Source organism: Flavobacterium tistrianum, assembly GCF_003254545.1.
GTDB lineage: Bacteria > Bacteroidota > Bacteroidia > Flavobacteriales > Flavobacteriaceae > Flavobacterium > Flavobacterium tistrianum.
In genome coordinates this window covers 125,808-150,701 of sequence record NZ_QJRH01000061.1, presented here as the reverse complement: position 1 = coordinate 150,701, position 24,894 = coordinate 125,808, and the positions used below count along the sequence as shown (strand labels likewise).

Sequence of the window (24,894 nt, the reverse complement as noted above, 5' to 3'; positions counted from 1 at the left end):
CTCTTAAAAAATAAAAAAGCTGCCAAAACAATAATATGTTTCGACAGCTCCAAAAAAAAAAAAAAATATCAATCTTTACCTCTAGAAAGAGTATGTTGTTGCAATTAAGGCATAGAAACTTCCGCCTGTTGGCAATGCATCTTTATCTAAAAAAATATCTTCAGAGGCTGCATCGTATCTTAGCTCAGGAATTATAGTAAGTTTCCCAACTTTGTAATTTAAAGAAACTGTATTTGCAAATACGTTTGATCCTGCTAAAGTTCCTAAACTTGGAGCTGCATTTTTAGCATCAAAATATTCCATTCTGTAAGCTAAAAGTAATGCTGGATTGAAAGTATAATTAGCATATCCTACCAAAGAAAACCAATCTCCATCTAAATTACTGTCAAAATCATTTGTCGTTTTAGCATACGTTGCATTTAACCCAAGTGCAAAACTATCTGAAATTGTTTTAGATGCTGTTAAATCAAACTGTGTTTTATTTTCGTCTGAAACCGGAATTGTACTTCCTGGTATTGGATTAGTGCTTCCTGTTGTAAAATTCAAATAAGCGCTTCCTGTATCACCTATATATCCTACTTGTCCAATGAACGTTTTTTGATACGAACCTGCATCCATAGCCGATTTAAAGTCTGTTGGGTTGGTTAATCCTAACATCGCTGTAAATTTACCAGAAGTATATTGCGCTTTAACCCCCGTATTAAAAAACGGTCCGTAAGAAAACGCATAAGACATACTGTAATTTTTGTTATCTACTGCATCTAATACTTCATAGCCTATATGGGTTCCGAAACTACCAGCTACTACTTTAAATTCATCGGTCAAATTATATGTAAAAAATAATTGTTTAATCATAAATTTTGCGCTTGCATCTTTATCTGGTGTTTCGTTATATGAAAATTCTGCTGCTCTTTTTCCGAAACCTAAGTCTACAAAAACAGAAGCTTTTCCAAAAGTATGGCTCGCTTCAATCGATGCCATTCCTAATTCGAATGAATTTTGTGAGTTGGTAAAGCTCGTTAATCCATTCATTTGTTTTGAAAAATCATATTTATAGTACGCATCTGCAGAACCTCCCCATGTGGTTGCTGGCGGAGCTGCTGCTTCCTCTTCTTGGGCAAAGGCAAAAGAACTTGTTAACATCGCGGCTAAAATGTGAAATGCTTTTTTCATGTTTTAATTTGGTTTTTAGTTATTAATTGATTCTGGTTAGTTAATCTTTTATATATCTATTTAATAGTATAAGTCATTTCTAAAACCTTTCATACGCCGTTCAAATCATCATCATTTTCATTAGCGAATTTATTAACTTTTGTATGAGTAGAATAATTCAAAACTGGTTTTTTGATGTTTTACATGAAGAATTACGGATTACAAAAATTAAGTCACCAATAATCGTGATTTGACATTTATAGATAATTCTTTTTGAAAATTCAACAACGAATTTTAGAACAAATTTTCATTTTTTACACAGGTTAAAACAAAAAATACTACAAAAACAAAACCAAAAATATCAAAAACAACATATTAAAAAATTATACCCCTATAAAAAATGGGGGTATTTATAAAAATTAAAAAAAAATAACTTTACAAACACTATTATAAAAGACAAGATAAAAATCAATTCCAACCAAAATAAATTCTCACAAAAACACACCTTACAAAACACTTCGCTATTAAGATTATAAAAGCATTATGATTCATATATAAAAAATCAAAAAAAGCCCGTTCATTTAAATGAACGGGCTTTTATAAAAAACATCCTAACTACTTATTCCGCATTATTATATCTTCTTAAATACTCACGAACTTTAATTCCTGAATCCTTTAAATCTTCATCTTTCCATTTTCCATCAGATTTAGCCGAGTTTTTTAAAATAGAACACGTTTCATCTTTATCTGATACTGACCAAGTAATCCAGCTCAGTTTTTTAGATTCCATCCAATCTATATATTCCTGCCAAGCTTTATAATTTAGAGGTCCATCACCAGAAGCTTCCATTCCAGCAGATTCTGAAATAAAAACCGGAAGACCTCTCTTGATAGCCAAGTCTGTCCTATCTCTTAATTCTTTGCCATGAGTTGCGGCATAAAAATGCATGGTATACATTATATTAGTATAATCTCTTATCGGATCTTCAGCTGGAAGATCGATATCTTGATCCCAATGGGGACAGCCAACTAGAATAATATTATTAGGATCGTTTTCACGAATTACTCGAATTACTTCTTCGGCGTAATTTTTAACTTCCCACCAAGTCTCATAATCTGGTTCATTAAACACTTCATATATAATATTAGGATACTTGGCATACTTTTTTGACATCTCTGCAAAAAACTCTTTGGCCTCTTTCAAATTTATATTATGGCTATGCCAATCTATAATGACATAGATATCCGATTTTATAGCGCCATTTACAACTGCTTCTATTTTCTCTTTAGAAAATTCAGGATCCTTTATGTAGGAGTAATCACCAAGTTCGATTCCCATTGCAGCACGAACCACATTACAATTAAAATCCTTTTTTAGCCAGCTAACTGCTTTTTCATTATAAAATCTCGGCCACATGCTATGCCACCCAAAACTTAATCCGCGGAGTACAATTGGATTATTATCTTTATCTACAAGCTGAGTTCCGAGAACGCTCAGCTGTCCATGCTTTTTTACAAATTGAGCCTTTGACATATTAACAAATAACAAAAGCAAAAAGGCGACATACCAAAACTTTGATTTCATAATGTATTGATTTAAGGGATTAGTTTTAAGGTAATAACATCATGTGAAGCTATTTCGGCTGTAAAACCCTTTTTTGTGCTTCCAATTTCTTTGTTTTTCCAAAGATCTTTTATTTTGAAGATGGTTTTACTAAAGTCAGCTTCATAACCAAAATCAGCATCTTTAATATTGTTTTTCTTCCAGTCGAAAATGATTTTTTTTGAAGTTTCGGTTCCATTTATAAAACTTACTGCCCAAGCACCATCTGAAAGAGGTTTTACCCATACTTCTACTCCATCTAAAACAGTGTATTTAAAACCTTGAATTCCAAGCTTATCCTGATTAACAGCTAAAAGTTCTTTATTCGTCAAAATTGTCAAAGTTTCTTTTGACATTTTTCTATAATCATTTCCAGTAAATAATGGCGACGAAAGCATACACCACATTGCAAAATGCGTTTTATCTTCGGTATCGTTCATTTCGTTTCCAACTTCCATCATATCAAAATCATTCCAATGATCTGGGCCAGAATATTTACGGATATCTTTTCTCATATCAGCAATTTTCATAAATCCCCAGGACGACCAATTTTCTGGGTGTTTAAATTCGCAGTCAAAACACGGATAAATATCTCCCGAAATTCTCCAAAGATTTCCAACTGGTTTTCCCCATTCCCACGGCTGATTGTCTCCCCATTCGCAAAGACTAAAAACAATTAGCCTTCCAGCTGTTTTTAATGCATTGCTCATTGTTGTGTAGGCTTCTTTTGCAGTAATTCCTTCTGTATTACACCAATCGTATTTTAAAAAATCGATTCCAAGTTTTGCATAAAATCTGGCATCCTGATATTCATATCCTCTTGTTCCTGGATAACCTGCACAGGTTTTGGTTCCGGCACAATTATACAATCCAAATTTCAAGCCTTTACTATGAACATAATCAATAAGAGCTTTCATTCCGCTTGGGAATTTTTCAGGATCAGGCAGTAAATCGCCGTTTACATCACGTTCGTGCATCATCCAGCCATCATCTAATACAATATAATTGTAACCAGCAGCAGCTAACCCCGAAGAAACCATAATATCGGCAGTTTCTTTTACTAATTTTTCATCAATATTTGTTGCAAAAGTATTCCACGAATTCCAGCCCATTGGCGGAGTCATTGCTAATCCTTCGTATTTTCCTCCTGATTGTTTATGCGTATTTCCCTGACCGAAACTGAAAACTGAAAAGTACAGAGAGAACAATAAAATTATTCTTTTCATCAAAATTAAATTTAAATGTATAATAAAAAAGTATTCCCTAATTGAGTAGATTAGGGAATACTTGAAACAAAACTAAAACCAAAATAGATTCTTTACTTCTATTTTAAAACAAATCCCATGTCATCCATAAGAATTGTATTTCCTCCAAAATTTCCAGATTCCTGAAGTGTAAGCTGATCAAATGTTGTTGGATTTCCAATGTCAGAAAACGGAATTTCAATAGTAGTCCATTTGTTAGTTAATGGCTTTTTAATTTGATAAGCCCATCCGCCAAAAACAAATATCACACTGGCATCTGTATTAGTAGAAACACTTTTTACTTTTACTCTAAAGGCTTTGTATTTAGAAACATCTCTTGAGTTAAATTTCATGTCAGCTCCATTCCATCCGCCAAAAACAAATTTAATCGCTGCTTGGCCTTGCACTACATCATCTTTAAAATTAGTATCAAAAGTATCACTTCCGCTCCACATCCAATGTCCTGCATCACCCTGAAGAACATCATCATATAAGGCTGATCCGATTGCTTCTTCAGATATAGTCGTTCCTGAAATATTGGTAACGCTTACATATTTATCTGCGGAATTTGCTGGCATTTTAAATTTAATCTCTGTTAATGAGGAAGAAACTATTTCTGCCTGCGCTGTCCCAACCTTAACTATAGGATCAAGAAAATAATCTCCATAAATGGTAACCACATCACCATTTGCGGCATTTATCGGATTATAACTTCCAAACTTCGGCGTTGGAGGCGCTATAACAAAATCATATAAAACTGTTCCTTGCTTTGTAACCAATTTCAATTTATTGCTTGCATCTGCATAAGGTGTTTTTTCATCAATTAAAACAAAAATTGCAGTATCTGTAACTAGTGTAGGATTAAAATAGGTATCAAAATCATTAAAGTAAATTTTTGTAACACCAGAAAGTCCTTGCCCTTGAATAATATAATAGTTTTTAGGATCTCCAACTGTGACAGGAACTAAATCACCTTCAACGGATTTTGCTACACTTGTAATGACTGGCGCTCCAGAACTTCCTGAAGAATCATCATTCTCACATGATGAAAACACGCCCAGTACCATAAATGCCATTGCGATGAAAGGCAAAAGGTATTTTATTTTTATATTTTTCATATTAATCTAATTTTAGGAATTATTTAAAAGTATACGGAACTGGAGCCTGCAACAACTTCGGGTTTTTAGCCACTTCATTATCTGGATAGTCCATATAGAAATCATTTGTTGCGTGATCTTCACTATAAACTGGTGTATAGTGGCGTTCTCCGTATCTATCTCCTCTATTTTGCGCCGACATAATAGCGATTGCTTTCGCTTTATCTATACGTCCTAGATCAAACCAATAATCTCCTTCAAAACATAATTCTTTTCTTCTTTCTAAAAATATATCATCAAAAGTAATTGAAGCTAAAGCGGCCAAACCAGCTCTCTTTCTTACCGCATTGATTGAGCTTAAAGCCGCTGCATCTGATGTGCTTGCTCCTCCCGCTAAAACTGCTTCAGCATGAATTAATAGCAATTCTGCGTAACGCATTACATAAGTATTGTTATCCATCATTGCCCATCCGTCTGCCTGGCCTGTAACATTTCCGTTAACCACTCCAATGCAATATTTTTTAATTGCTCCTCCAGACGCCTGAGCAAGATCTTTACCAGACGGAACTGTAAACCCTATTCCTTGTGTAGTTTTAATATTTGGATAAGTATCGCCGCCAATCATTACCGTTTCATGTTTTCTTAAATCTCCAGCACCATATAAAGACAGTATAACTTCTTGGCTTGGGCCAAAAACTCCAGCATAAGATGCATTAGAAGTTGATAATGTACCATCTTGAAATCCGAATTGTGTATTACAATTGTTTGCAGATCCGTAAGCTCCATCTCCTTTCCATTGTATAGCAAAAATCGATTCTTCGTTATTATTGTTCGCATACGTAAACAAATCGCCAAAGCTTTTCCCAGGAAGCTGATCTCCTCCTAAAAGTTTAAACTCACCGCTATTGATCACCTCTTCTGCCATTGCTCGTGCTTTTGCATAATCTTTTTGATACAAATACACTTTTGCCAGCATTGCTTTTGCAGAACCTTTAGAAACATGTCCATTATTTGCATAATTTGTTCCTCTGTTTTTTGCCACCAGTAAATCAATCGCCTTTAAATAATCTGACGTGATTAATTTATAAATATCCTCAACTGGGTTTGTATTTACATAAGGATTACTCGTGTAGTCTAATGGGTTTTCAATAATTGGCACTGGTCCCCAAAGCCTTACTAAATCAAAATACGCAGTAGCTCTCATAAAATAAGCTTCTCCAATAGTATTATTTAAGACATCTTTAGAAACTCCTGGCCCTACTCTTGCAGCAAGAAAATTAATAATCATATTAGACTGCTGTACGTTTGCCCATAAAGACGACCAGCCGTTTACTAATTCTGGATCACTTCCGTTTAAAGAGAAAGTTCTTAATCCGCTTACGTCAGGAGAACCAGAATACATGTTTCCAGATCCTACTTCTAGCGCCCACCAGAATTTATTATACATTTGAAACCAAGTTCTGCTATACATACCATTTGTTGCCGACGATACTTGGTCATCTGTGCTGTAATACGAATCCAAACTTATTCCATCTTCAGAAGGCCTGTCGGTAAAATCATCCTGACAAGATCCGAAAGTCAAAAATGCAACTGCTATAAAAAGCAGGCTATATCTATTTAAAAAAGATTTCTTTTTCATTTTTCTTTAATTTTTAAAATTCTAGGTTAAGTCCAATTAAAAATGTTCTCGCTACCGGATATCTTCCGTTGTCAATTCCTGATAAAAGCACATTCTGATTAAATGAACCAATCTCTGGATCGTAACCTGAATAATTTGTAAACGTATACAGGTTCTGAGCAGACCCGTACAATCTTAATCTTGATATTTTATATTTTGAAATTACATCTTGTGGCAAAGAATACCCTAGTGTAACATTCTGGATTCTTAAGTATGATCCATCTTCAACATAACGATCTGAAATAAGAAGATTATTATTTGAAGAGTCTGCAATTGGTCTTGGGTTATTACTTGCTGTATTTGTTGGAGAATAATAATCCATTGCCTCCACTAATTGATTATCATACAAAGACGCATTTGTTGTACCGGCTCTTCTAGTCAAATTCATCACATCATTTCCGTATGAACCTTGAAGAAAAATAGAAAGATCTACGTTTTTATATTTGAAATTGTTTGTAAATCCATAAGTGAATTTTGGATGCGGATTTCCGATGAATGTTTTATCATTTGCATCAATTTTTCCGTCTCCATTTACATCCACATATTTAACATCGCCTAAAGCTGTTTCTCCTGCTCCATTTCCAACTGCTTGACCAAATTGAAGCGGTGCATTATCTAAAACCGTTTGATCTTTAAAAATTCCATCTGTTTTATATCCATAGAACAATCCAATTGGATTTCCAATTGTAGTATTGGTAACCACAACTGGCTGATATCCGTTAGTATTAACTTCTTGAGTTAGCACAATTCCGTTAGCGATTTCGTCAAGATTATTTTTGTAATGAGAAACGACTAAAGATGCGTCCCAATTAAAGTTTCCTGAAGATCTTAAATCATATCCAACCGTAATATCATAACCTTTATTACTCATAGTTCCTAGGTTAGAATATGGAGCAGAAACTCCTCCGTACTGACCTCCACCACCTGTCAGATATAAAGGCAATGGCACTTGAAACAAGAATCCTTTAGATTTTTTATCATAAACATCAAAACTTGCAGAAAGCTTATTGTTCAACAATGTAAAATCAATACCTAAGTTAGTCTGATTCAAAGACTCCCAAACTAAATCTGGATTTGGGTAATTTGACGGCAAGAATCCGCTTCCTAAACCTGAGTTTTGAGTTCCTAACATTGCAGAGTAACTGTTATTTGGAATCTGCTGATTTCCAGTTTCTCCATAACCAACTCTAAATTTAATATTGTCTACATATTTACGAGTTCCTTCCATAAAAGATTCGTTAGACAATTTCCATGAACCTGAAATAGCATTAAAAACTCCTTTTTGGTTATCTGTAGTCGGATCAAATTTAGACGAAACGTCCTGTCTGATAGAAGCCGTAATACTATATTTATCATTAAAATCGTAAATAACACGAGCAAATAAAGACGAAAGCGAAGCGCTTCCTTTATATTGCGTTATGGTATTATTATCAACATCAGCTAAATTAATGGTATGAATTGAATTGGTTTTAAACCCTTGCGCAGATGCAATCAAACCTTCCCAATGAGAATCATTTGCTTCCTGACCTGCCAAAAGCGTAATTTTGTGCTTACCAAAAGTTCTATCGTAAGTCAATAAATTTTTAATATTTGTAGAGTACCAGTTTTGTCTTCTTACGTCTAAATCTGCTAATAAATTCACTTGGCTTCCCCATGCATAAGATGGTCTGAAGTCATCATTTTCAGAAAACTCAGTATTTGCCGCAATTTCAATACGATACTTTAATCCTTTAACGATATCTGCCTCAGCATAAACATTTCCTAAGAAATTTTTTCTAACCAATTTATTATCTCTCGTCAATGCCTCTGCCACTGGATTGTAATACGTTACACTTTGTTCAGAAGATGGCGGACCTGCAAATGAGCCATCAATATTTCTAACTGGAATATCAGGAGATTGCAATAATGTATTTGAAATTAATCCTGAATAGCTTTGGTTTACTGTAATTCTTTCGTTTGTAATACCTCCAGTTAAATTTCCACCAACTCTTAACCAAGATTTAATTTTTGAATCTAAATTCAATCTAACAGTATATCTCTTTAATCCAGAATTGATAATAGTTCCTTCATTATCTAAATAACTCCCAGACAAATAATAACTTGTTCCATCTTTTGCACCAGAAAACGAAAGCTGATGACTGTTTGAAATAGCCGTTCTATATACTTCATCCTGCCAATTTGTACCAGCTCCTAACAATTCCGGATGAGAAAACTCCTGACGAGTCTGAAAACCCCATTGTTTAGCCAGATTGGTTTTTAAAGTTGCATATTCTGATAAATTTAAAACATCCAATTTATTACTTACTGTTGCAAAAGAAGTATAGTTCTCATACGATACTTTTCCGCCTCCTTTTTTACCAGATTTAGTTGTGATAATAATAACACCATTTGCACCGCGAGAACCGTAAATTGCAGTTGCAGAGGCATCTTTCAAAATATCCATCGATTCAATATCATTTGGATTAATCATAGATAGCGGACTCATAGCTGTATTACCGCTTCCTCCAGAAGCAGAAAATCCGTCTTTACCAGCCAAAGTTTGTCCGCTCGTAGATTTACCAGTTGCATCTCCAGAAATTGGCACACCATCAATTACATACAAAGGCTCATTTGTTCCTGTAATAGAAGTCGTTCCACGAACTCTCACAGAAGCTGCACCACCCGGCTGGCCAGAGTTATTTGTTACCGAAACTCCGGCAGCTTTCCCCTGAAGCATCTGATCAATAGAAACCTGCTTTAAGTTTTCAATATCTTTTGATCGAACAGAAGAAATAGCACCGTTTACATCTTTCTTTTTCTGAGTTCCATAACCAATTACAACAACCTCTTTTAAGTCTTCTGAAGATGGTTTTAAAGAAATATTGATTTTAGTTTTGCCCGCAATGGCAATTTTTTGGGAATCGAAACCGATAAATGACACTACCAAAGTCCCATTTGAAGGAGCATCAATACTATATTTACCGTCAAAGTCTGAGGATGCAGTATTTTTAGATCCAACAACAGAAATGTTGGCTCCAGGAATTGTCATTCCTTTATCATCAGACACCACTCCTGTTATTTTAACCTGAGCAGTAATAAAATTACTAGTCAGAAGCAAGAATAAAATCAAAGGAACCGCTCTGTGGTTAGCATTCCAATGAAGAAAGTTAGTCATTAGTTTTTTCATAATAATGTTTGGTTAGTTAAATTTGTTTATTGCATAATCTGAAAAGTAAAATGCCTGGATAATTTTTACTTTTAAATTATTTAACAAATCTATAACAGAGAGAATTATCAAATCGATAATATTATATCATTTAATGATAATATTTTTACTGTAAGCGATTAAAAAAACATATATGAAAATAAAATCACATAAAAATTAAATTATTCGCAATTACACTCCTCAAAAAGAACCTAAACAATGAATAAAAACCAATGAAATCTCGAAAAGCAAACGTTTTCGTTAAAAATAATATTTATTTGTGATAAAAAAGTATCACTATAAAATACGCTTCAAACCTGAAAATTCTTCACGATATTGACTTGGCGTACAATTTTTAGTCGCTTTAAAACTGCGATTGAAGTTTGCAATATTGTTAAAGCCAGATTTAAAAGCAACTTCAGAAACACTCATATCTTTCTCCACCAGCCAGCGAGCAGCATAGCCAATTCGAATATCATTTATATAATTGACAAAAGTTTTTCCCGTACGTTTTTTAATAAATCGGTTAAAAGAAATAATAGACATGCTCGCTACATTTGCCGCATCTTCTAAAGTAATTTTTTCTGCAAAATTTTTCTGCACATACTCGTAAACCAATTTCATTTTATCGTAATCATCAAACGTATCATAGTCCACTGTATATGTAGAAAGCAAACGTTGATTTCTAGAATTGGCCAGATCATATAATAAAGAAGTGATCTCCAAAAAATAATCCATACCGTCTAGTTTAGAAAGCCTCACAAGCCTTGGCATCAATTCTTCGGCAGTTTTTTTTGAAAATAAAATCCCATGAATAGATCGGTTAAACATATCTCGAATCGGATTCATAATACGTCTTGCAAGCAAAGATTCATGAAATAAGTCATTATGAAACTGTATGGTTATTTCATGTATCTTTTTATTCGTGCATTTATTTAACTCCCATCCATGATATAAATTTGGCCCAATCAAAACCAATTCTACATTATCAATTTCTTCAATATTATCCCCCACAACTCGCTTTACTCCTTTTCCATTTAAGATAAAATTAATCTCAAATTCTGGATGGTAATGGACTGGAAAATCGAAACTATCTTTTACGCGGTCAAAAACCAAAAAACTGTCACTTGCAGCAAGCGGCGCTATTTCTCTATAAAAATTTTTCGTAGTACTCATATTAAAAAGTATTTTTCAGAAAGATGATATTCTTTTTTTGACTGCAATAATATGATATATAATTGATAAAATAATATTAATTACAGTTTAATCATCCGTTTATCTTTGAAAAAATTAATTATCATTTCTTTAAAAAGAATATTAATAATAAACATTAATCATTTTTTATCAAATAACTTTCTATAGTTTTAATAATTTTAAAGACAAATCGCTAAAGAATTTTCCAATAAAAAACCAATAGATTTTAGAATCATAAATCATTGTAACTTTAGCATTTAACGCCATTAATAATCAATAACCTGACAATGAAAAAACATTTTATCATGCTTCTAACTGCTGTTTTTATAAGCGCTTCGTGCGAATCGCAAAAAAGCAACAGTAATACTATTTTATCACTTTCAGATAAAAAAGCCACTCCCGAAACTCAATCACTTTATAAAAACTTAAATACATTATCTCAAAAAGGATTCTTATTTGGACATCAAGACGATTTGGCCTATGGTGTAAAATGGAAATATGAAGACGGGCGAAGTGATGTAAAAGATGTTGTCGGCGATTATCCAGCAATTTATGGATGGGACATTGCAGGTTTAGAAAATGACAAACCCAATAACATTGATGGTGTTCCTTTCGCTAAAATGAAACAATATATTATAGAGGCCAATGCAAGAGGCGGAATTTCAACTATCAGTTGGCATTTTGATAATCCTGCCACAGGAAAAAATGCTTGGGATAACGTTCCTAATTCTCTAAAAACGATTTTACCAGGAGCCGAAAACCATAAAAAATTCGCTTCTTGGCTAGATAAAGCTGCGGCTTTCTTTTTGTCTTTAAAAGATAAAAACGGAAAAAATGTTCCTATTCTATTTAGACCTTTTCATGAACTTACAGGAGGATGGTTCTGGTGGGGAAAAGGAAATTGCACTCCCGAAGAATTTAAAACCGCTTGGAAATTTACAGTTGATTATTTACAGAAAAAAGGCGTTCACAATCTAATTTATATCTACAACACAGGAAGTTTTGGCAGTGAAGCCGATTTCTTAGCCAATTATCCTGGAGATGATTATGCTGATATTTTAAGTTTTGACACTTATCAAAATAATGATGATCCAAATGGCGAAAAATTTATCAGAGAAGTTCAAAATCAATTCAAAATACTAAATGAGATCATCGTAAAAAAGCATAAATTAATGGCATTGGCAGAAGCTGGTTACGAAGCTATTCCAGATCCAAAATGGTGGACAGGAACTTTATTAAAAGCCATTGGAGATTATAAAATTTCTTATGTTTTGTTGTGGAGGAATCACGGCTGGCAGGAAAAAGAACAGAAAATGCATTATTACGTGCCATTTAATGAACAAGTAAGCGAAAAAGATTTTGTTGATTTCTATAATTTAGATCAGACTATATTTGAAAAAGACATTCCGAAAAAACTAAAATAACCGCCCAAAACAAATTAAAACCTTAAAAAATAACCAATGTACGACAAAATTAGTTTAAAAGAAAAAATCGGTTACGGACTAGGAGACGCCGCCTCATCTATGTTCTGGAAAATTTTCAGTATGTATCTCCTATTTTTCTACACCGACGTTTTCGGATTGGCACCTGCTGTAGTGGGAACCATGTTTTTAATTACTAGAATCTGGGATTCCTGCTTTGACCCAATTGTTGGAATTCTAGCCGATAGAACCAAAAGCAAATGGGGAAAATTCAGACCTTATCTTCTTTGGGTTGCCATACCTTTTGCCGTGATTGGAGTTTTAACTTTCTACACTCCAGATTTTGATGAAAAAGGAAAAATCATCTACGCTTATGTGACTTATTCTTTAATGATGATGATTTATTCTTTAATCAATGTTCCTTATGCATCACTTTTGGGCGTAATGTCTTCTGATCGAAAAGAAAGAAACACACTTTCATCTTACCGTATGGTTTTTGCTTTCGGAGGAAGTTTATTGGCGCTTTGGCTAATTGAACCTTTGGTAAATTATTTTGGAGGAAATCTAAATTCTAAATCGGGCTGGCTGGCAACAATTGCCGTTTTCGGATTCATTACAACTATATTTTTCTGGGCTTGTTTTGCATTCACCAAAGAAAGAATCAAACCAATTGCAGATGAACAAAATTATTTAAAGGAAGACTTAAAAGATCTTTGGAAAAATAAACCGTGGTGGATTCTACTTGGAGCAGGAATCGGAGCCTTAGTATTCAATTCTATTCGCGACGGAGCGGCGGTTTATTATTTTAAATATTATGTAAGCAGTTCTGTAAACTTTGATTTTTCGCTTTTCGGAACTGATTTTCATATGACGCCAACGTCAATCTATTTGGTTTTAGGACAAGCAGCAAACATCATCGGAGTCATTATTGCAACTCCTATTGCCAATAAAATCGGTAAAAAGAAAACCTTTTTTGGTGCAATGGCTTTGGCAGCAATCTTAAGTCTTATTTTCTATTTATTCGGAAAAGAAGATGTTTTCTTAATCATGAGTTTCCAAGTTTTAATCAGTATTTGTGCGGGATGTATTTTCCCATTAATCTGGTCAATGTATGCCGACAGCGCCGATTATTCGGAATGGAAACAAGGACGCAGAGCGACAGGATTAGTATTTTCAGCATCCTCAATGTCTCAAAAATTTGGCTGGACCATTGGCGGTGCTGGAGCTGGATGGCTTTTGGGTTATTTCGGTTTTCAAGCTAATGTTGAACAAACTGCAACAGCACAAAACGGAATTCAATTAATGTTAAGTATACTACCTGCAATTGCGGCCGCAATATCAGTAGCTTTTATCGCATTTTACCCTTTATCAGAAGAAAAATTACAGATTATAGAACAGGATTTAAACGAAAAGAGAGATCAAAATCAATAAAAAACCAAAGACAAAGAAATCAATTTATATGACAACAATAACATCTTCAGTCAATTTTCAAGAAAGAAAATCGGCATTAGAAAACGAACATAAAACACTTATTGAACAAAAAAACGAGCCGCAGGAAACTGTAGGAAATGGCATTTATGAGCGCTATAAAAATCCTGTTGTTACTGCGGCGCATATTCCGTTAAACTGGCGTTTTGATTTTAACGAAAAAACAAATCCTTTTTTACAGGAAAGAATCGGTGTAAATGCCGCTTTCAACGCTGGCGCAATGAAATGGAACGGAAAATATCTACTTGCCGTTCGTGTAGAAGGAATTGATAGAAAATCGTTTTTTGCCATTGCAGAAAGCCCAAACGGAATTGATAATTTCAAATTTTGGGATAAACCTTGCGTAATCCCACAAACCGAAGAGCCTGATACAAATGTGTACGATATGCGTTTAATAAATCACGATGACGGTTATGTATACGGAATTTTCTGTACAGAAAGAAAAGATCCAAATGCTCCAAAAGGCGACACAAGTTCGGCTGTAGCCAATGCGGGAATTGTTCGTTCTAAAGATTTAGTAAACTGGGAAAGACTTCCTGATTTGATTTCGAATACAGGACAGCAGCGAAATGTGGTATTACATCCAGAATTCGTAAACGGAAAATACGCTTTATACACGCGTCCGCAAGATGGTTTTATCGATGTTGGTTCTGGAGGCGGAATTGGTTTGGGTTATGTTGAAGACATGAAAAACCCAATTGTTAAAGACGAGAAAATCATTTTCGGAAAACAATATCATACTATTTATGAATTGAAAAATGGTTTGGGTCCTGCTCCAATTAAAACTTCAGAAGGATGGTTACATTTAGCACACGGTGTTCGTAATACTGCTGCAGGATTACGCTATACTCTATATATGTTTATGACCGATTTGAATGATATTTCGAAAGTTACACACGTTCCTGCTGGACATTTTATGGGACCAGAAGGAATCGAAAGAGTTGGCGACGTTTCGAATGTTTTATTCTCTAACGGATGGATTGAGGACGAAAACGGAACAGTTTACATTTATTACGCTTCATCTGATACGAGAATGCACGTGGCCGTTTCAACCGTGGACAAATTAGTCGATTATGTAATCAACACGCCTGCAGATACTTTTGTTTCTGCTGGTTCGGTGCAGACTATCATTAATCAAATCGAAAAAAATAACGCAATTTAAAATACCGTGTCATTACAACTCAAGCTTTTAAAATCAGAATTAACCGCAGAACTGGATTCCATTCTAGACTATTGGTCAGAACGTACTATTGATGATCGAAATGGAGGTTTTGTTGGGCAAATTGATTTTAACGATCATCTGATTGCCAATGCAGAAAAAGGTTCGGTTCTAAATGCCCGAATCCTTTGGACGTTTTCTGCCAGCTACAAAACAACAAAAAATGAAAACCACAAAAAACTGGCAGAAAGGGCATTTGAGTTTCTTGCAGCTTATTTTTATGACACACAATTTGGAGGTCTTTTTTGGAGCATAAATGAGGATAAAACTCCAAAAGATACCAAAAACCAAATTTATGCTTTAGCCTTTGCGATTTATGGATTGTCTGAATATTATTCGATTTCAAATGAAAAAAGAGCTTTAGAAATAGCTAAAAGTTTATATCTAAAAATTCAAGAATACAGTTACGATCCTGTAAATAAAGGTTATTTGGAAGCTTTCACGAGAGATTGGCAACCCATTGAAGATTTACGTTTAAGCGCAAAAGATGCCAACGAAAAGAAAACTATGAATACGCATCTTCATATTATTGAAGGGTATGCGAATTTATACAAGGTTTGGAAAGATGAAAAATTGCTTGCTACGATAATCGAATTACTTGAAACCATCGAAAAGTATTTCATCAATACCAAAACAGGACATTTGCGTTTGTTTTTTGATGAAAACTGGAAAGAAAAACCAGATGTTATTTCATACGGACATGATATTGAAGCAGCTTGGCTTTTACAGCAATGCGCCGAAATTTCAGGAAATGAAACTCTGATTGCCAACTATCAAAAATATGCCATTCAGATGGCAGAGGCTACCAAAAAAGGTCTTGATTCTGATGGCGGTTTATGGTATGAATTTGATCCTGAAAAAAATGAATTAATCGCTGAAAAGCATTGGTGGCCACAGGCAGAAGCTTTAATTGGTTTTTATAATGCTTATCAATTAACCCAAAAAGAAGAATATCTGGATATCGTTTACAAAAACTGGAAATTCATAAAAAAACACATCATAGATCTGCAGAATGGAGAATGGTTTTGGGGAGTTTCTGAGGATTATAGTGTAATGAAAAAAGACAAAGCTGGATTTTGGAAATGTCCGTATCATAATGGCCGTGCTTGCCTAGAGCTTATTCATCGAATTGAGAATTAAGGTTTCAAATAAAAATCAAAACGTCTTACAGAACGTATAGCCCTAGCCCCGATAGAAGTGGAAATCCTTTTTGTGCTGGGGTTCAGCACAAAAAGATTGGAACGGATAGCGGGATTAGCTCCTTAAAATATAAATTATGAAAAACAGATTTTTTAAAACACTTTCATTGGCCTTAATTTTTACTGCAATTGCTTGTCAGGCGCAGGAAAGAATAACCGTAAAAGGAAATGAATTTTACAAAGGTGATAAACCGTACGCTTACATTGGAACCAATTATTGGTACGGAAGTATGTTGGCTTCTAAAAAAATAGGCGATCGCAAAAGGCTTTTGCGCGAGTTGGATTTAATGAAGAAAAACGGAATCGATAATTTGCGCGTTTTGGTTGGTGCCGATGGCGGAAAATATGATTTTACAGTTCGTCCCGCATTGCAATATGAACAAGGGAAATATGACGAAGATTTATTGGACGGATTGGATTTTCTGATTAGCGAAATGGGCAAACGAAATATGTATGCCGTTTTATATCTGACTAATAACTGGGAATGGTCTGGTGGAATGTCGCAATATTTGGAATGGAATGGCAAAGGTCCAGTTCCGGTTCCGAATATTCCGCCGAATACTTGGCCGCAATTTATGTCGTATACAGAGCAATTTCATAGCTGTGAGCCTTGCATGAAAGCTTTAAATAATCATGTGAAGTTTATTATTGGAAGAACAAATGCGTATTCTAAAAAGAAATACAACGAAGATAATACGATTATGTCTTGGCAAGTTGGAAACGAACCTAGACTTTTTACAGTTGAAAACGAGGCAAAATTCACAAAATGGCTTAATAATATTGTGGATTTGATTGATAGTTTAGATAAAAATCATCTGGTTTCTACAGGCTCTGAAGGAAAAAACAGTTCAAACGACAGCATGGAAATCTTCGAAAGAACACATCAAAATCCGAATATCGATTATCTGACGATGCATATTTGGCCTAAAAACTGGAATTGGTTTAAAGCTGATAATGCTGAGGCTACAATGCCTAAAACTATTGAAAATGCTGGCAAATACATTGATGATCATATTAAAGTTGCTAATAATTTAAAACGTCCAATAATTATTGAAGAATTCGGACTTCCGAGAGAAAATGAAAATCTAAATGCTGGAGCTCCTTCGGTTTACAGAGATAAATTCTACAGTTATATTTTTAGAAGAGTTGCAGAAAGCGTTAAAAGCGGCGGCCCGTTGCAAGCTGCCAATTTCTGGGGTTTTGGCGGTGAGGGAAAAGCAATTCACTCAGACGGAAAATGGAATCCCGGAGAACCTTTCACAACAGATCCACCGCAAGAACCTCAAGGGCTGAATTCTGTTTTTAATGAAGATAAATCGACATTAGAAATTGTCAAAAAATACAATTCAGAATTAAAGAAATAAAAGAATCATTCATTCCAATTTTCTGTAGAGACGCACTGCAGTGCGTCTTATGCTCAACGAATATATACGATGTAAACTGGCCATAGACTGCTGTGCGTCTCTACAGAATAACAAAATCGAAATTTGATAAAAAATACAACATGAAAAATACACTCATTCTTTTTTGTTTTTTATTTCTGAACATCTCTTTTTCTCAAAAGAAACAAGATTTTGCAGTAATTTCTCCTAATGGAAAAATTCAAGTTAAAATTGCTGTAAATGATAAAATCTCTTGGTCTATTTCACACGAAAAAGATTTGATTTTGGCTCCGTCTGAAATGTCAATGACTTTAAATCAAAATGAGGATTTAGGAAAAAATCCGATTGTTTTAAATTCAAAGAAAGAAAGTGTGAATACTTCTTTTGAAACACCTTTTTACAAAAAGAAAAATGTAAAAGATCAATACAATAAATTGACCATTAATTTTAAAAATGATTTTGCTATCGAATTTCGTGTTTTTGATGATGGCGCGGCTTATCGTTTTACAACTAAAAAGAAAAAAGAGATTACGGTTAATGATGAAGAAGTGGTTTTAAATTTCGATAAAGATTACAACACTTTAATGCCATATGTGAGAGATTTAAGAAATCCGAAAGATCAGTTTATTTCTTCATTTGAATCGCATTATGAGAGCAAAAAAATAAGTGAGTTTGCAAAAGATACTTTAGCTTTTCTTCCATTTTTAATTGATTATAAAAACCATAAAAAAGCCGTTTTCTTAGAAGCTGATCTCGAAGATTATGCTGGATTATTTGTAACGAACAATAAAAACAAAACAGGTTTTGAATCTCGTTTTTCGAAATATCCAACACAAGAAACCAATGGCGGATTTAATTACCTCAACAAATTAATTACCGAAAGAGCCGATTATTTGGTTAAAACCAAAGGAACGAGAACTTTTCCGTGGAGAGCAATTGTAATTTCTGAAAATGATGCCGCTTTAGCCAATAACGATATGGTTCAGAAATTAGCCGAACCATCAAAAATAAAAGATATTTCGTGGATAAAACCAGGAAAAGTAGCTTGGGACTGGTGGAACGACTGGAATATTTACAACGTTGATTTTAAAGCAGGAATCAATACGCAGACCTATAAATACTATATTGATTTTGCTTCTAAAAATAAAGTTGAATACGTGGTTTTGGACGAAGGCTGGAGTGTTGAAGCGGACATTATGAAACACAATCCGAATGTAGATTTGAAAGATTTGATTGCTTACGCGAAAGAAAGAAACGTTGGCATCATTCTGTGGGCTTCGTGGATGGCAATAAACAATAAAGTAGACGCCGTTTTTGACAATTATGCAAAATTAGGCGTAAAAGGTTTCAAAGTTGATTTTATAGATCGTGACGATGCTAAAATGGTCAATTCGGTTTATGATATTGCGCAAAAAGCAGCCAATCATAAATTGATAATTGATTTTCATGGGATGTATAAACCAACGGGAATTCAGAGAACCTATCCAAATATTTTAAATTTTGAAGGTGTAAAAGGTCTGGAAAACAATAAATGGACACCAAATGATGATGTTCCGCTATACGATGTAACAATTCCGTTTATTAGAATGATGGCTGGACCAATGGATTATACTCCAGGCGCGATGCGAAATGCTACAAAAAGCGAATTCAAGCCAAGTCATTCTACGCCAATGAGTCAGGGAACAAGATGCCATCAATTAGCGCTTTACACGATTTTTGAAGCTCCATTGCAGATGATGGCCGACAGCCCGACCGCTTTTATGAAAGAGCAGGAAAGCACTGATTTTATAGCAAAAGTTCCAACTACTTTTGATGAAACAGTTGCTCTTGATGGCGAAGTTGGAAAATACGTTTCAATTGCCAGAAGAAAAGGAAACACTTGGTATTTGGGTGCAATAACGAATTGGGATTCTAGAGCTATTACAATAGATTTTTCTTTCCTTGAAAAAGGCAAAAAATTCCAAGCCGAAGTTTTCTCCGACGGACTAAACGCAGATAAAGCTGCAACCGATTATAAAAAGGAAATCATAACCGTTGACTCGACAACTAAAGTAAAATATCCTTTAGCAAGCGGTGGTGGATTGGCGATGATTATTAAATAATTAAGAAAGAAAGTAGAAACCTAACAGGTTTTAAAAACCTGTTAGGTTTGATATTAAGATAAAATACTCTCAATCGCATTCAACTCATCCTGCGAAAATTCAGTATTCTGCAAACAATCAATATTATTACACAATTGTTTTACAGAGCTCGCTCCAATTAACACAGAAGTAATTCGTTTATCTTTTTGCAACCAAGCCAAAGCCATTTGTGCCAGAGACTGATTTCTATTTTGAGCAATTTCATTTAGCTGAATTAATTTCTGAATACGTTCTTGCGTAACCTCATCTTCTCTCAAATGCCCGTTCGGATTATGCGCTCTAGAATTTTCAGGAATTCCGTTTAAATATTTATCTGTTAAAAGTCCTTGTGCCAAAGGTGAAAACGCTATACACCCTACTCCTTTTTCTTCTAAAATATCCAATAAACCATTTTCGACCCAACGCTCCAACATAGAATATTTTGCTTGGTGAATCAAACATGGCGTACCCAATTGTTTCAAAACATCAACCGCAACACGTGTTTGTTCTGCAGAATAATTACTGATTCCAACATACAAAGCTTTTCCGCTTCTAACAGTGTGGTCTAAAGCCATCATAGTTTCTTCAATCGGAGTTTCTGGATCTGGACGATGTGAATAAAAAATATCGACATAATCAATACTCATTCGTTTTAAACTTTGGTCTAAGCTAGATAAAAGATATTTACGCGAGCCCCAATCTCCATAAGGCCCTTTCCACATGGTATAGCCCGCTTTAGTAGAAATTACGATTTCATCACGAAGATTTCCTTGAAAATTATGCCATAAGATTTTACCAAAGTTTTCCTCGGCAGAACCTGGAACTGGTCCGTAATTATTCGCTAAATCAAAGTGCGTAATTCCTTTGTCAAAAGCCTCGATAGCAATACTTTCGGCATTTTCAAAATTATCAACTGAACCGAAGTTATGCCATAATCCTAAAGAAATTTCAGGAAGCAGCAAACCGCTTTTTCCACATCTATTATATTTCATTGTTTTAATTTAAAAGTTGGAGTTTTAATAGATTTTAAAAATACAAAAAACTCCCGCAGATTTAGCGGATTTAGGAGATAAAAAAATCTGGCGAATCTGCGAGAAAATTAAAAATATCATTCATTTTAATTTTTGTAAATTTGTTTAAATAATAAAATTATGGAAAATAACTGGCAAAATTTAATTTCGATAAACCAAGATATTCGGTTTGGCAAACCTATAATTACAGGAACTAGAATCTGTGTTTCTGATATTCTTTCATGGTTATCTACAGGAATGTCTTTTGAAGAAATCATTGAGGATTTTCCTGAATTAAAGAAAGAGCATATTCTTGGAGCATTAGCTTTTAGAAAACAAAAAAATCAATAGCGTCCAGCTTTAGCTGGATGAAGATATAAGACAATCAAAAGGGCTTTAGCCAAAACTCCAAAGTTTGGTTAGAGCCCTTTCTTTATTCAATTAACATAAACACAAAACCCGACATGTTTTTAAAACCTTTCGGGTTTTGTGTTTATAGTAAAAAGTTCAAACAAATCTTATTTTTTTAACCTAGATCATGTATTCTTTTCAGCTTGAAAGAAAAATAAATATAGAAAAATCCGCTTGCAATGAAAGCAAAAGCAGTCCAATATACTATTGAAAGTCCTGCAAAAACCGGGTTCCATAATAACAGAAATGAAAACAACACTCCCAAAATCCCTAATCCCAACAGATTTTTCCAATCTGGCACAGAATAGCTTTTTAAATTAAAAGCCATAAAAATAGCCATTACAGAACGAAATAAAATGGCCAATCCAACATAAAGTGGTAAAAGTGTTATTGAAACTAACGGATTAGCAATTAATACTATCCCGACACCTAAACCTATAATACCAGATACTAGTGTCCAGCCCCAATTATCAATTTTCTTTCTGTTTGAAAGTGCAAAAATAATTTCAAAAATTCCGCTGACCAAAAATGACACACTAAATAAAAAGGCCAACGTTAAATATGCCTTTAGAGGTGTGGCAAAAGACCAAAATCCGATGATTACAAAAAGTATTCCCACTAATAACGGAATGTACCAATAATCAATTGCTGCTTTCACTTTTTTAAATAAAGAATGTTCCATAATACTGTTTTAAAATCTTGCCTACTCTATAAAGTTTTCAGCTTACCTTAAATCACCAATTAAAACCATTTAAATGGCTGTTTATCAAAGATAAGACAAAAGCTTAAAGCAAAACCGTTTTAAACAATAAAATACTGACATATAAACACTTACTATCACAATAAGCAAAATTAAAGTCGCCACGAATTCACGAATTATAAATCAATTAATTCGTGAATTCGTGGCGAAAAAAAAACTTTGAACCTTTGTTACTTTGTCCCTTTGCTCCTAAAAAAACTAACGACTATTCTTTAATTTCAAACCCACTCTGCAACCCTTTATCAGAGCTTCCTCCAACCATGATCTTAAAAGTTCCCGGTTCAACTAAATAAGTTCCTTCGTTATTATAAAAACCAAGTTCTTTATCTGTCAAAGTAAAATTTACCGTTTTAGTTTCTCCTTTTTTCAGATCAACCAATTCAAAACCTTTCAATTCTTTTATTGGGCGAACAATACTTGCGTATTCATCATGAATATACAATTGTACTACTTCTTTCCCGTCATAATTTCCAGAGTTTGTAACCTCAACGCTCACTTGAACTTTTTCACCTTTTTCGAAAGCCGTTTTATTCAATTTCAAGTTTTTATAATCGAAAGTTGTATAACTCAATCCGAAACCAAACGGAAATTGAGGCGTTTTTTCCACATCCATATAATGAGACCAGAAAACATTTTTATCGCTGTCAATTGGTCTTCCAGTACTGTATTTGTTGTAGTAAATTGGCTCCTGACCTACATTTCTAGGAAACGACATTGGAAGTTTCCCGCTCGGATTATAATCTCCGTATAAAACCTGCGCAATTGCATTTCCTGCCTGAGTACCTAAATGCCAAGCTTCTACAATTGCCGGAACATTCTCTGCCGCCCACGGAATGCTCAACGGACGGCCATTATTTAAAACCAAAACTACATTCGGGTTTACTTTGTAGATTTCCTCTAATAATTCCTGTTGCAATCCTGGCAAGTTCAAATCAGTTCTGCTTCTTCCCTCACCGCTTTGGAAACCATATTCGCCCAAAACCATTACCACAACATCGGCATTTTTTGCTGCTTTTTTCGCCGCTTCAAATCCGCTTTTGTCTGTAGTGTTGAAAACCGTTTCCGTTAAAAATGTTGCTTTTTGTTTCAACAAATCAACACCTTTTTCAAAAGTCAATTGATTGTCTTTATATTGCTGCATTCCTTCTAAAACCGAAATCGCAGTATCATCAGAAGCTGCAATTCTCCAGCTTCCTAGCGGACTATTTTTATCATTTGCCAAAGCGCCAATCAAAGCAATTTTCTGTCCAGATTTCTTTAGCGGAAGCAAATTCTTTTCGTTCTTTAATAAAACGATAGATTTTTTTGCCATATCCAAAACGCCTTCATTATTGGCTTTGCTTCCCACAACTTCTTTTTCGCGTTTTTCATCACAATATCTGTACGGATCATCAAATAATCCCAATTCAAATTTCACTCGAAGAATTCTGCGAACCGCATCATCAACCAAAGATTCTTTTACTTTTCCTGATTTTACTAAATCAACCAATTTTGCCACATATAGATACGATTCCATATCCATATCAGAACCCGCGATTACCGCTTTTGCCGTTGCATCGGCTTCGTCTTTTGCATAACCGTGTGCAATCATTTCACGAATCGAAGCATAATCTGAAATTACAAATCCGTCAAACTTCCATTTCCCTTTCAAAATATCTCTTTGCAAAAAAGCATTTCCAGTTGCCGGAACGCCATTCAGAGTATTAAACGAATTCATAAACGTACGAACTCCAGCATCTACAGTTGCTTTAAAAGGAGGCAAAACCGAATTATATAATTTAGAATTACTGATATCCACAATATTATATTCCAATCCCGCTTCAACATAACCGTAAGCAGCAAAATGTTTGGCACAAGCTGCAATCGTATTTACTTTAGCCAAGTCGGCAATAGTTTCCCCTTGAAAACCTTTTACTCTGGCATAACCCACTTTACTTCCTAAATACGGATCTTCTCCAGCACCTTCCATCACACGTCCCCAACGGGCATCATTTGCCACGTCAACATTTGGCCCAAAAGTCCAGTTAATTCCAGATGCCGAAGCTTCATCTGCCGCAATCGCCGCAGATTTCTTAATCGCTTCCAAATCCCAACTCGCTGCTTCCGCCAACGGAATCGGACTTAACGTTTTATAGCCATGTATTACGTCAAAACCAATAATCAGCGGAATTCCCAAACGGGTTTCTTCAACCGCAATTTTCTGAACGGCACGCACTTCTTTTACACCGCGCACTGTCAGCATTGATCCGACTAATCCTTTTCTTAAATGTTCATACTTTAATTCCGCCGTTCCACCTTTTGGTGCTGGTCCTGTAACATCCCAAAAACCATTGTATTGATTCATTTGCCCTACTTTTTCCTCAAGCGTCATAAACGGCAAAAGCAAATCGATACGCTGCTCAACAGTTTTATTCTTATCCAGATATGGCTTTTTTTGTGCATTCATATTTCCAACAGTAAAAAGGGAAAATACCCCAATAATTAGTATTTGTTTATTTTTCATATAGTGGTTTAGTTAGTTTTTTTTTTAGTTGCTAAGGTTCTGAGATACTGAGATTCTAAGTTTTCCTTTGGGCGTGTCCCGCCGAAAAAGGCGGGTCGGGCTTTCGGCTATATCTTTTGTTCCGTTTCTCTTCACAAAAGGATACCGCCTCTATCCCTCACGCAAATCGTTTTCAAAAGAGCGTTTTTGGTTATCTTGTCATCCTGAGGAACGAAGGATCACACTAGAA

17 protein-coding genes are annotated in these 24,894 nt (G+C 34.6%); 7 read left to right on the top strand and 10 right to left on the bottom strand.

Features of this window, described 5'->3' with window-relative positions; all coding sequences use genetic code 11:
- Positions 1–81 precede the first annotated feature (81 nt).
- The 7 genes from DMB71_RS04560 to DMB71_RS04530 all read right to left on the bottom strand — a co-directional run bounded on the left by DMB71_RS04560 (position 82) and on the right by DMB71_RS04530 (position 11,134).
- Positions 82–1,173 carry an outer membrane beta-barrel protein gene (locus tag DMB71_RS04560; protein ID WP_111364055.1) on the bottom strand — a complete coding sequence of 364 codons (1,092 nt, stop codon included), beginning with the start codon at positions 1,171–1,173 and terminating at the stop codon, positions 82–84.
- Between the two features lie 598 nt (positions 1,174–1,771).
- Positions 1,772–2,737: a glycoside hydrolase family 5 protein gene (locus tag DMB71_RS04555; protein ID WP_111364053.1), complete on the bottom strand. Its 966-nt coding sequence runs from the start codon at positions 2,735–2,737 to the stop codon at positions 1,772–1,774.
- 11 nt (positions 2,738–2,748) lie between these two features.
- Positions 2,749–3,981, bottom strand: coding sequence for a glycoside hydrolase family 27 protein (locus DMB71_RS04550; RefSeq protein WP_111364051.1), 1,233 nt, complete (start codon positions 3,979–3,981; stop codon positions 2,749–2,751).
- A 98-nt stretch (positions 3,982–4,079) separates the two neighbouring features.
- A complete protein-coding gene (locus DMB71_RS04545) occupies positions 4,080–5,117 on the bottom strand; it encodes an IPT/TIG domain-containing protein (protein WP_111364049.1) in 1,038 nt (345 codons plus the stop codon).
- A gap of 19 nt (positions 5,118–5,136) precedes the next feature.
- The gene (locus tag DMB71_RS04540; RefSeq protein WP_111364047.1) at positions 5,137–6,735 is read right to left on the bottom strand and encodes a RagB/SusD family nutrient uptake outer membrane protein; all 1,599 of its coding nucleotides are present in this window, start codon (positions 6,733–6,735) and stop codon (positions 5,137–5,139) included.
- Between the two features lie 13 nt (positions 6,736–6,748).
- Positions 6,749–9,940 (bottom strand): SusC/RagA family TonB-linked outer membrane protein, encoded by a 3,192-nt coding sequence (locus DMB71_RS04535; RefSeq protein ID WP_111364046.1) that lies wholly within the window; start codon positions 9,938–9,940, stop codon positions 6,749–6,751.
- 315 nt (positions 9,941–10,255) lie between these two features.
- Positions 10,256–11,134: an AraC family transcriptional regulator gene (locus DMB71_RS04530; protein ID WP_111364044.1), complete on the bottom strand. Its 879-nt coding sequence runs from the start codon at positions 11,132–11,134 to the stop codon at positions 10,256–10,258.
- 305 nt (positions 11,135–11,439) lie between these two features.
- On the opposite strand from DMB71_RS04530, the gene DMB71_RS04525 reads away from it, so the two are divergent.
- From DMB71_RS04525 to DMB71_RS04500, 6 genes are all read left to right on the top strand, one after another.
- Positions 11,440–12,576, top strand: coding sequence for a glycoside hydrolase family 26 protein (locus DMB71_RS04525; RefSeq protein WP_239452924.1), 1,137 nt, complete (start codon positions 11,440–11,442; stop codon positions 12,574–12,576).
- A gap of 36 nt (positions 12,577–12,612) precedes the next feature.
- Positions 12,613–14,004 (top strand): MFS transporter, encoded by a 1,392-nt coding sequence (locus DMB71_RS04520; protein WP_111364043.1) that lies wholly within the window; start codon positions 12,613–12,615, stop codon positions 14,002–14,004.
- 28 nt (positions 14,005–14,032) lie between these two features.
- Complete coding sequence (locus DMB71_RS04515; protein WP_111364041.1) at positions 14,033–15,223, top strand: glycoside hydrolase family 130 protein; 1,191 nt, start codon at positions 14,033–14,035, stop codon at positions 15,221–15,223.
- 6 nt (positions 15,224–15,229) lie between these two features.
- Complete coding sequence (locus tag DMB71_RS04510) at positions 15,230–16,420, top strand: AGE family epimerase/isomerase (RefSeq protein ID WP_111364039.1); 1,191 nt, start codon at positions 15,230–15,232, stop codon at positions 16,418–16,420.
- Between the two features lie 136 nt (positions 16,421–16,556).
- Positions 16,557–17,843 carry a glycoside hydrolase 5 family protein gene (locus tag DMB71_RS04505; RefSeq protein ID WP_111364037.1) on the top strand — a complete coding sequence of 429 codons (1,287 nt, stop codon included), beginning with the start codon at positions 16,557–16,559 and terminating at the stop codon, positions 17,841–17,843.
- Between the two features lie 140 nt (positions 17,844–17,983).
- A complete protein-coding gene (locus DMB71_RS04500; protein WP_111364035.1) occupies positions 17,984–19,963 on the top strand; it encodes a glycoside hydrolase family 97 protein in 1,980 nt (659 codons plus the stop codon).
- Between the two features lie 53 nt (positions 19,964–20,016).
- Here DMB71_RS04500 and mgrA read toward each other — a convergent pair whose 3' ends face one another.
- The gene (gene mgrA / locus DMB71_RS04495) at positions 20,017–20,973 is read right to left on the bottom strand and encodes an L-glyceraldehyde 3-phosphate reductase (protein ID WP_111364034.1); all 957 of its coding nucleotides are present in this window, start codon (positions 20,971–20,973) and stop codon (positions 20,017–20,019) included.
- A 159-nt stretch (positions 20,974–21,132) separates the two neighbouring features.
- On the opposite strand from mgrA, the gene DMB71_RS04490 reads away from it, so the two are divergent.
- Positions 21,133–21,342, top strand: a complete 210-nt coding sequence (locus DMB71_RS04490) for a DUF433 domain-containing protein (RefSeq protein ID WP_111364032.1) — start codon at positions 21,133–21,135, stop codon at positions 21,340–21,342.
- 175 nt (positions 21,343–21,517) lie between these two features.
- Here DMB71_RS04490 and DMB71_RS04485 read toward each other — a convergent pair whose 3' ends face one another.
- Entirely contained in the window at positions 21,518–22,084 is a 567-nt protein-coding gene (locus tag DMB71_RS04485; RefSeq protein WP_111364031.1) for an HdeD family acid-resistance protein, read from the bottom strand.
- Between the two features lie 283 nt (positions 22,085–22,367).
- Positions 22,368–24,665, bottom strand: coding sequence for a beta-glucosidase BglX (gene bglX, locus DMB71_RS04480; protein WP_111364029.1), 2,298 nt, complete (start codon positions 24,663–24,665; stop codon positions 22,368–22,370).
- Positions 24,666–24,894: the final 229 nt, after the last annotated feature.